Below are 8,843 nucleotides of genomic sequence, written 5' to 3' on the forward strand. Positions count from 1 at the left end.
AGCCTGGTCAATTCTTTCATGCCTGGATGGGACAAGAACGACGGGGTCCGCCCCGGTCCCCCGCCATCTTTGGGGACGCCAGCGGCCGGCTTCTCGCCTGCCCTGTGCGCATGAATCCGGAGGACATTCTTGCCGATCGCCTCGGCCGCGGTCAGGGCCTGGCTGGTCACGCCAGCCGCCCGCATCACGGCGGCCGTCCGCTGCCACACGCCGGCGATCGCTCCGCCATTGGCGACGAGCAATCCGCGGTCCATTCGACCCTGCCGCTTGTCCTCCACGCGCGCGCTTGTCTTGTCGCTGACCTGGTAGCGCGGGTCGTTCTGCGCGCGCTTGTAGGCGCCCGCATGTTCCTTCGTATACGGTCGGCTCATTGCGTGATCGTACCGGCGGGTTGCGACCATCGCTATGCCATGTTCGCGCGCTTTCTCCGCGTAGGCTTCCCGCCAGGCATGGAGATCAGCCTTGTAGAATGTCAGCCGCTCCCCGTCGGCCGAACGCGCCTGCACCATGGCGTGGATATGGACGTGCTTCGTCTCGGCATGGTGTGCGAGCACGAATTTGTGCCCGGGCGCGCGCTCCTCGAGCACGGCCCGGGCGATCGCCATGATGGCTTGCGCGTCCGTACCAGCCCGGGCAGAGAAAAGCAGGTGATAGGCATTGCGCCGCTCCCGGCCGGAAAGTTGTGGCCGCCATTCCTCAAAAATCGCCGCGGCCGCCTTCGTCGGCTGTTTGGTGGGAACCGCCTGTCCATTCGCCTGGCGGACCTGATCGTGCGATCGAATGAATTTTTGCAGAAAGTATTGCGCCTTGCGCTCGTTACCGACGGCCGCGGTCACTTCCGCTGCCGCGCGAATGCCGGCCTTCCCCATGGCTTCGTCCAAGCCGGCTTCGATCTTGTCGAGCGCTTTGCTGCGCGAGTTTGCACGCCCGGCGGCTAAGATCTTGGCAAGTGGTCCGGCCCGTTCTCCCGTGTGGCCATAAACGGTGACGCTGTTGCCGGTGCGAGCATAGACGAAGGGCTTCGATCCGAAGGCCCCATTCAACGCCTGGCCAAGCGCATCGTCCGTGACGTCACTGGGGAGCTCGAACCGCACCTCAATGAAATTCGTATTCTCAAGCTGGGGCTCGAACGTCTGCGTGAATTGGTGCAGAAAGCCGCGACGGTCCTGGGCATTGGCAAGCCCCTGTCCGCTATCGGTGAAGATCTCGATGTCGCGCTTCTCGCCCTGTTCATTGGCGCGTGTGCCGATATAGGCGAGCAGGGCGCCGGCCTGGTTGCCATTGGCCGCGCTCGACAGGACCTTGAACACGGCCGGCTGCGCACCCGCGGCATAGGCCGCTCGCGCCGCAACGACCTTTGCCTCTGGCGTCGACTGGGCGAAGTGTCGAGCGGACGGGAGCACGCCCGACCTTCCGCCGCCCCCGCCACGGCGCCGCCATTCTTCTTCCTCTTCCTTGACGAAAGCGCCGAGTGCGAGGTCGAAAATCGCTATCGCGCCTTTTGCGTCGCTGGTTGAGCGCAAGCTCCCCCTGGTGCCCACAGACGGCGGTTTCGCGCTGGGCGGTCCTCCTCGGCCTGTGGACGAAACAGGTGCCTTCGCGACGCGGGGGCTCGCTCCCGGGTGCTTTGCGCTCGCCGTCGACCATTGCGCACCAGCCATAGGCAAAGCCGAGCGGGCCGGGGCGAGCCCGCTCGCACGGATGTTCATCGCTTGACGATCGGCCGTCTCCCGGCCGGCCGATTGCAAAGGCTTAACCTCCTCGAGGTCCTCGAGATCGCCAACGCCAGGTATGCGCAGATAGCGTTCGATCTCGGCAGCATATCCGGCGAGACGGCCGCTCATGCCTTGACCTCGCTTCGCTTGCGCGGTCGGGCAATCATCGTCTTTAATTCTTCGCGGAACCGGCGCACGAGCTCGCCAACGGCGATCAAGGCGCGCTCGAGGTCTTCGTCATACGCCACCCGGCCCTCGTTCATCGCGCGGACCGCCTGATTGAAATTCACACCGACGCGGCGAAGCTGGTCCGTGGCCGCCTCAATGGCGGGTCGCAACTCCCCCGTCGCCGCCGGCAGAAAGCCCGCCTCGGTGCGGACAAGGCGGCGAACGACTTCGCTGACCGACACCGACTCCCCTTCAGCGATGGTGCGCAGCCGCTCAAGTTCGACGCTTGAGAACCGCACATGCAGGACTTCGCCATAGCGCCGGGATGCGTTCTGACTTTCTGTTTGGCCGCTGTTGGGTGTCATTTTCAAGCCCGCTTGCGGGCGCTAAGGCCGTTAGGCCGCGCCGTCCTTTTTCGTGTGTAACACAAAAAAGGCTATCCTGCCAAAGACAAAAACCACAATTACAGAAATACCTTTGAGGTATCATTTCTGACTGCCCAGAGCTTTCCTTTCGAAATAATCTGTAAACATTAGCAAGGAAACACGTTTCCCCAGAGACATTTTGCATTTTCAACTTCGAGACAAGCCAACTTAGCGACATGTCTCTAACTCAACATGTTGCGTTGCTGCGGAAATATCATGCTAACATGGAGACAAATCGCATAGAGCAGGGAGCATGAGCGCGAGCGACCGGGAATCGCGGGACCCTTGTGGGTTAGGTAAAGCGCGTAAGCTAAGTCACGCGCCCCAGGCCGGCGAGCACGGCTGATTTGCGCCGGGCCGAGCATCGATGGCCCGGCCTCGGCCGTGTGGCCCGCAGCGCTCTCTGGAACCTTGTGGGGACATGCCCCGGGGCGGGCTGTCCTAATCGTTCGGCAGCTTGTGCTTATGGGCCTTGATGTAGTCCTGCACCGCTTGGCGCAGCAGCTCGGTCATGCTGTGGCCGTTGCTGATGGCGAGCAGCTTGAATTGCCGCTGTTCGCCGGCCGTAAGGTAATAGCCGCAGCGCACCATTTCCTCTTCGCGGATCTTCTTGCCGGCAACCGGATCCTTTTTCTGGCCCTGTCGCAACATTTTGCGGAAGTCCGGCCGATGGACCGCCGCCGCAGCTTCAGCCTCCGCTGCCACCGCAGATGCGGCGGCAAGCGGCTGAGGGGCGGCATCGGATTTCGGAGCGATGAACATGCTCGGAAGCGCCGGCGGCTCAGTTATCGCTCGCATCATGCGAGCCTTCTTGTCGTCTTGTGTGTCCGGGAGGCTTTTCTCGGTCATGCCGCCTGCCTCATTGCTTCGGTGAAGGTCTTCAGGACATCGTCGAAGACCCCTTCACTTTCGGCAATCGCCTTCGGGTCGGGCTGGTCTGGGCTGTAGAGTGTCTGGCCGCTTTGCAGGTCCCGATAGGCGACACGGTTTTGCAGCGCATGGTCGGCGATCGGCGTGCCGTTCGCCTGGATGATCGCGCGCAGTTCGCTCAAGGCTCTCGCCTTCGCATCGATGATGGTCTGTTTCGTCAGGACAAACACGGCTGGCAGCGGTCGGCCGCGTGTTTTGACCGCGAGCGGAATGTAGTGGTCGGTGATCTGGATTGCTGCGGTCACGTCGTCGAGCGCGAAGAAGATCGGCACCACGACGATATCGGCGGCAAATAGCCCGGCCATGAGATTGTCGTTCGTGGTGCCTTCGGTGTCGATCAGCACCACGCTACGGTCGCCATTGTGAAGTTCTGCCGCCTCCAGGATCTCGCGCGGCGTCGTGGCGCTGACCAGCTGGAGTGTCTCGGGTCGATTGCCGGCCTCCTTGAGCATCTGAGCCCACCGGCTCATGTTCTGGCGAACGTCGCCGTCGATGAGTGTCACCGCGTAGCCGCGCTTAAGGGCGACCGAGGCGAGCGCGCGCAGCAGGGTCGATTTGCCAGTGCCACCTTTGGCGATAGCGGCAGATATGATCATAGCTCGGGGGACCTTCGATGAACCGCTTTTATGCCAACCGCCTGCCCGGCGATTGTCATAACTGAACCCAAAGTGTAGTGTCAATTTATGACGGACAGGACAGTGATGTTCAGGGTAGCTTTGGCCGAGATCTCGACGCGCGACGGCTGCGAGGCCGCGCTTGATGCGGCAGCCGCCACGCTGGCGCATTACAGCGCGCTTGCCTCCGTCGGGATGATGCGCCGGCGCGAGCTGATCTTGATGGTGCCGAACAGTAAGGTGTGCGGAACGGATGATTAGGGCAGTATTGGTGGCCGTAGCGGCGGCTGCGAGCGTCGGCGCCGCCGCTCCAGGGGATCAGTCCAAGGCGACCGGCAGCAATCCGATGTGGCCCGCCGGGCTGCGATGGGATTGCGCCACGGCAGCAAAAATCGTGTGTGAACGCGACGGCTCCTGCAAGGTCGCAAAAGGGGATTCTTCATTCCTGCTCAACTACGACAACAACAATATCGAGTTTGCCAGCGGCGATGTGCGCATCAAGCGGCATTATCAGCAAACGGTGCAGGCAAGCCCTCTGCAAAGCGAGGTCAAGGTGGAGCTTGCCGACAACCGCGTCATCTGGCTGACGGCCGTGGACGCCAGTCGCACCTATTCCGACGCCTGGGTGGGTGCCCTCACTGAATTGAAGGGTGGCGCCGTCCTTTTGGAATCCCAAGGCGTCTATTGCACCCCACACAAGTGAACGCCGCGAACCGGGCCCGCGCCAGGGACGGCAGGGCTTCCTGCCAGCGGCCCGTTATCTCCGGCCTCCGCCGTCCCTACGGCGCTATTGGAGGCGCGCTCCGGCTCCGGCTCTTTGGGCATGGGAATTGCGGCGACACAAAAGAAGATGCTTCGACGGGACGGACCGGATTGCGGGTCAGATAGGCCCGGTGCCACCAGCGGGCGATAACCGCAGGAAGGATTTGGAGGGGCGTACTGATCGACCGCAGAGCTGCGCCGAATCCGGACCTTCGCAGGCAGACATTATTGCAGCTGCACTGCTTGCCAGCCATCGGGTCCCCTGGAGAACGCGACAACGCCATCACCTTCGCCTTTCCAGGATGTGCGAAGCTTGTACTTCACGGCGCATTGCACGCCGGGTCCCATGATGTTCTTCGAGCACTCTCCGATGCGCAACGTCGCTTGATCATTATTTTTCGCTCGCCGGAAAGCGCCCAAAGCCTCGGCCGGCGATGGAATCTCAAGGCCGGACGCGGCAAGTTTCGCACACAGTGCCGGCTCGGACGCAATCGCCGCGGAGAGCTGGCCTTGAGTCGGATAGAATGCGAGCGTGCCGCCTATGCCGACCAATGTTCCGGATGCCGCCGCCAAAATAAGCGCCCCCGCATTGAACATGATTACGGCTTCGGAAAAACGTTGAACGTCGACGCGATAAGGTCCGTCGTATAGACGGTTTCGCCGTTGCGTTTGAAAGAGTTGTTGCTGATGCGGCCTTCGACCAAGACCACATCGCCGGGCTTGGCGTTCTCCGCCACCCAGGCGGCTTGCTTCTCCTCCAGGACCGTTACCTGGACCCAATCCGTGGCTTCCTTGGCAACGCCTTGTTCGTCGCGCCAATTGCGGTTGGTGGCAATGTTGACCCTCGTGCTTTTGTCGAAGGGCGCGACCGACCCGACATTGCCATGAATGGTGAACCTGTTGACGCTTTTCATCTGGGTAACTCCCTCATTTCGTGCGACTAATTTAGCCAGCCGGGGTGACTCGAGATTACGGTCTGCTAAGGTTGAACCAGGTGCGCTGCCGCAGCCCGTTCGCGTCGTCGTAATCGATGTAGTAAGGCTTCGCGCGGCGCGGACGTTGAATGTCGTAATAGGTGGTCGTTCGATCGTTATGTGCTCCGCTAGAGACACGAGTAAGTTGGACCGGCACGGTGCGGTCGCCGAGCTGGATGGTTCCCGTCAGACTTCCGTCGGCCTGACCGTGCCGCGCTCCAAAGTTGGCAGGCTGACCGAGATTGCCAGCCGCGATTCGGCACATGCTGGCCTGCTCTTGCCCCGGGCGCTCGCTGGCCGGCGCGTAAGGCGTCCACCCCTGCGGGCAGGCCTCATACGGGTCGTAGCCGGCGCCGGACGAATTGGTCTGCGGGCAAGTCGGCCACGAAAACCCGGGCAAGCCCATGGCGTCGATCAGCCGATCTATCGGCGGATGACAAGAGGGCGTGCCCTGCCAGTCACCAGACAGACAAAGCAGGACCTGGCAGCCCCACTCGGATGCCAATGTTTGGGACGGAACAGATGCGGTGCCCGCGATCGCGGCAGCGCCCACAACGAGACATTTGAGCATGGTGATGGCTCTTTTCCTCTGAGGGTTTTTGACACTTTACTATGGTTTTTGGCCCGGGAAAAGGGCAGACCGAACAGGCGGGTTCGTGCGAATACATAGATTCATGCTGCCAAACGAAGCGGGCGAGGTGAACAACCCGCTTCGGGACAATATCGCATGGTTCCTCGAAGCCGAGCGCCAGAAGCGAGAGCTTCCCCATCAACACATGGCGGAACTGTTCAAGACGTCGTCCGGTCAAGGACTGGCATACCGCACCTACATTCGCACCATGAGAAAACGAAACAACGTGACCCTGCGCACAGTCGAGCAGATGGCCCAGGCGCTCGAGGTGTCGATCGCGACAATTCTGGTCGGCGGCGCCAAGCTGAAACCGTGGGCGCACAAGCTCACCGAAAAATCGATCCGCGCGCGCCTTGCCGACATCATCAACAGCGAGCGTGAGCGCCGCAAACTGCTCCGCTATCAAATGGCGGAGCTCCTTGGCGTGTCGGAGATCACCTTCACCAAGCTTGAGCGCGCGGCTGGCAATATCAGTGTCGATACGATCGCCGGCGTAGGCGATGCGCTCGGTCGCGATCCGGCAACCTTCCTGTTCCAGGAAGCACCATCCGGCTTGAACAGGCGCGGCCGATCGCCGAGGCTGCTTTAAAAACAGCCTCGTGCAGCCCTTAGGGGTTCCGCGGCAAGCGTGGTTTTGGCGGCTAACGCGTCAGCCGGTCGGCGATGCGTGACTGGGGAATGGCTCAAGCCGTCCGGCGGCCAGTCGGATCGGCTGCCAAACGGTCTTCCGCTCTGTTTATTGCGGGAGCTTCCTGTGGACGCCGCTTTTTTGAAGCCTGTCGGATAGAATTTGAGGCCGAGTTTGGGCCGAAATTTCGCGATCCAGGCGATCTGACGCCGATGCACGACGACAATGTGATTGGTGAGGTTCCTGGCTCGCCATTGCCGGCGCTCGGTGACGCGCAGCAGACCGAGCGTGCTGGCTTTGCGAAGCGCATTGCGCACCGTGGTCGGCCCGACGCCGGCGCGATCGCCGATTTCCTTCACCGATCGGTCGCATCTGCCATGCTGCCGGCAGTCCGACATGACGATGTAAAGCGCCGCGCTCTCCCCTTCAGTGAACGCGCCGGCGAACTCTGGCCGGACAGCCTGCATGCGGGCGAGACGCCGCTTGCGCCCCCACCGCACAGGATCTCGGTGGCCGCGGGCAGCCTCGCGCCGGCTTCGCTCGCTGCGCGCGCGTTGCGGATAACAGGAGCGAGGCAGCGCTGTCCCACCGGCACGGGCCTTTTTGAGATCGCAACGTTGTCGTTCAGCCTTCTCGCAAAGCCGCTCCGCATCGTCCTCGACCAGCGACTCCTCGCCGTAGAGCTTCCATATCTGCCGGCAAAAATCGTCCAGCTCGGCCAATGACCGAATGTTCGTGAGCCATAGGCTCAGCGTTGAATAGAGATCCATTTCTTTCCCTTCGCCAGGTCGTGCAAAGCCGTGGCGCGGAAGCGCAATTTCTCTTGCAATGCCGGGAAGGTCGGGCTACGGTCTCGCAAAATCTTCGGGCGAGATCAGGAGCGCCAACTCCTGTAGCCTATTCCCTGGAAAAGCCGGCCTCCGCGCCGGTTTTTTTGTGCTCGATTTTTCCTCCGCTCAGACTCACTCGGCATGTTTGCAAGGCGCAACGCCCGAAGTAAAGTATCAAAAATACACGGGCGGTCGTTGAGATCGCCGCCTGACTTGGGCAACAATTGCCCGGGCTCAGCATGCAAGCCGGTTCGTATCTCCTACGGTTTGCCCGAGGTCGCTCCCATGCACGTCCAGCTATCGACCTGAGGCGCTGAGCGGCCGGCCCATCCGAATGGCGCCCCGCCGTTTGCGGAGCGCCATCGGGTCTTCGTCAGTCGCCGTTACGACGGTTCGGCCGAGACCAGATGAGGTTGTAGCTCTGGCTGCCTTCGTCGGCGAGGAGGTTGGCGTAGATTGGGGCGGTGAAGCTCGGATCGTCGAGCTTGAGGCCCAGATAGGCGCGGCCCTCGTTGGACTGTTTGGACCAGCCGGCCCCGATTTCGACTCGACCGACGAGCACGCGGTGGCTGGGTGCGTTTTCGCCGCTGGCGCGCGTATCGGGAACGATACGGACCTTCTTGGCCTGGAGGGAAAAGGTAACGATCTCGCCGTGAAATTCGTTTTCGCCGGCCTGCTGGAAATTGCCGATAATAGCCATGTTCGTTCTCCTGACTGGTTTGTCCGAAGCCGCCCTGTGCGGCCTCGATAGCTGTCGTGAGACGACGGCCTGGCCGACTGCATCCACTGGGCCGCAGCGGAGCGGAGGACGGCGAAAGCCGAGCTTGTTGTCCCGCGAGGAATGCGGCGAAGCCGCAGGGGAAGAAGGTTGGCGAAGCCGTTGCAGGCAACGGCCGGACCGGCGTCAGACCCAGCCCTAAGAGAGGCCGTTCAGGGAGGGTCCGGGCATCCGTTCCAGAAGAACGATGCTGGCGATATCGGAATGTCCGCCATGCATCCGGCACAAGCGGCACGATCGATCCGCCCCGAAATCAGAGGCACGAGGTCTGGGCCTACCCGGTTGCCGCTCCAGCGGCCGCATCTTGATCCCGCCCCGCCGCCAAAGGTTCAGGCGATGAGAGCAGTCTTTGATGTCGAGAATTAACAGCAACGGGTCGCCTACTTGG

General features: G+C 62.0%; 12 protein-coding genes. 2 read left to right on the forward strand and 10 right to left on the reverse strand.

The genetic code is table 11. The features are described 5' to 3' along the window. From EOA24_RS18210 to EOA24_RS18225, 4 genes are all read right to left on the reverse strand, one after another. On the reverse strand, positions 1 to 1,844 hold a 1,844-nt coding region (locus EOA24_RS18210; protein ID WP_133374542.1), incomplete at its 3' end, for a relaxase/mobilization nuclease domain-containing protein. Continuing rightward, positions 1,841 to 2,248 carry a hypothetical protein gene (locus tag EOA24_RS18215; protein ID WP_127409955.1) on the reverse strand — a complete coding sequence of 136 codons (408 nt, stop codon included), beginning with the start codon at positions 2,246 to 2,248 and terminating at the stop codon, positions 1,841 to 1,843. The genes EOA24_RS18215 and EOA24_RS18210, both read right to left, overlap by 4 nt. A gap of 501 nt (positions 2,249 to 2,749) precedes the next feature. Next, positions 2,750 to 3,157 carry a hypothetical protein gene (locus tag EOA24_RS18220; RefSeq protein WP_127409956.1) on the reverse strand — a complete coding sequence of 136 codons (408 nt, stop codon included), beginning with the start codon at positions 3,155 to 3,157 and terminating at the stop codon, positions 2,750 to 2,752. Continuing rightward, positions 3,154 to 4,023 carry a ParA family protein gene (locus tag EOA24_RS18225; protein WP_127409957.1) on the reverse strand — a complete coding sequence of 290 codons (870 nt, stop codon included), beginning with the start codon at positions 4,021 to 4,023 and terminating at the stop codon, positions 3,154 to 3,156. Before EOA24_RS18225 ends, EOA24_RS18220 begins: the two co-directional genes overlap by 4 nt. 100 nt (positions 4,024 to 4,123) lie before the next feature. Between EOA24_RS18225 and EOA24_RS18230 the strand changes: the two genes are divergently transcribed. Continuing rightward, on the forward strand, positions 4,124 to 4,555 hold the full coding sequence (locus tag EOA24_RS18230) for a hypothetical protein (protein WP_245501815.1): 432 nt from the start codon (positions 4,124 to 4,126) through the stop codon (positions 4,553 to 4,555). A gap of 284 nt (positions 4,556 to 4,839) precedes the next feature. Here the strand turns inward: EOA24_RS18230 and EOA24_RS18235 are convergent, their stop codons facing one another. The 3 genes from EOA24_RS18235 to EOA24_RS18245 are packed head-to-tail and all read right to left on the reverse strand — an operon-like array spanning position 4,840 to position 6,159. Further along, a complete protein-coding gene (locus tag EOA24_RS18235) occupies positions 4,840 to 5,211 on the reverse strand; it encodes a hypothetical protein (protein ID WP_127409958.1) in 372 nt (123 codons plus the stop codon). 2 nt (positions 5,212 to 5,213) lie between these two features. Beyond that, positions 5,214 to 5,528 (reverse strand): single-stranded DNA-binding protein, encoded by a 315-nt coding sequence (locus tag EOA24_RS18240; RefSeq protein WP_127406343.1) that lies wholly within the window; start codon positions 5,526 to 5,528, stop codon positions 5,214 to 5,216. Positions 5,529 to 5,583: 55 nt separating this feature from the next. Next, positions 5,584 to 6,159, reverse strand: a complete 576-nt coding sequence (locus EOA24_RS18245) for a hypothetical protein (RefSeq protein WP_245501816.1) — start codon at positions 6,157 to 6,159, stop codon at positions 5,584 to 5,586. A gap of 103 nt (positions 6,160 to 6,262) precedes the next feature. Between EOA24_RS18245 and EOA24_RS18250 the strand changes: the two genes are divergently transcribed. Continuing rightward, a complete protein-coding gene (locus EOA24_RS18250; RefSeq protein ID WP_127409960.1) occupies positions 6,263 to 6,808 on the forward strand; it encodes a helix-turn-helix transcriptional regulator in 546 nt (181 codons plus the stop codon). Here the strand turns inward: EOA24_RS18250 and EOA24_RS18255 are convergent. The 3 genes from EOA24_RS18255 to EOA24_RS42425 form a co-directional block, all read right to left on the reverse strand. Continuing rightward, positions 6,805 to 7,569, reverse strand: a complete 765-nt coding sequence (locus EOA24_RS18255; RefSeq protein WP_127409961.1) for a hypothetical protein — start codon at positions 7,567 to 7,569, stop codon at positions 6,805 to 6,807. The two genes, EOA24_RS18250 and EOA24_RS18255, sit on opposite strands and share 4 nt — an antisense overlap. Positions 7,570 to 8,050: 481 nt before the next feature. Next, the gene (locus EOA24_RS18260) at positions 8,051 to 8,377 is read right to left on the reverse strand and encodes a DUF736 domain-containing protein (RefSeq protein ID WP_127409962.1); all 327 of its coding nucleotides are present in this window, start codon (positions 8,375 to 8,377) and stop codon (positions 8,051 to 8,053) included. Positions 8,378 to 8,593: 216 nt separating this feature from the next. Continuing rightward, the coding region (locus tag EOA24_RS42425) for a hypothetical protein (protein WP_210213592.1) at positions 8,594 to 8,843 on the reverse strand (250 nt) is incomplete at its 5' end.

Origin of the sequence: Mesorhizobium sp. M2A.F.Ca.ET.039.01.1.1, from assembly GCF_003998035.1 — a bacterium.
GTDB lineage: Bacteria > Pseudomonadota > Alphaproteobacteria > Rhizobiales > Rhizobiaceae > Mesorhizobium.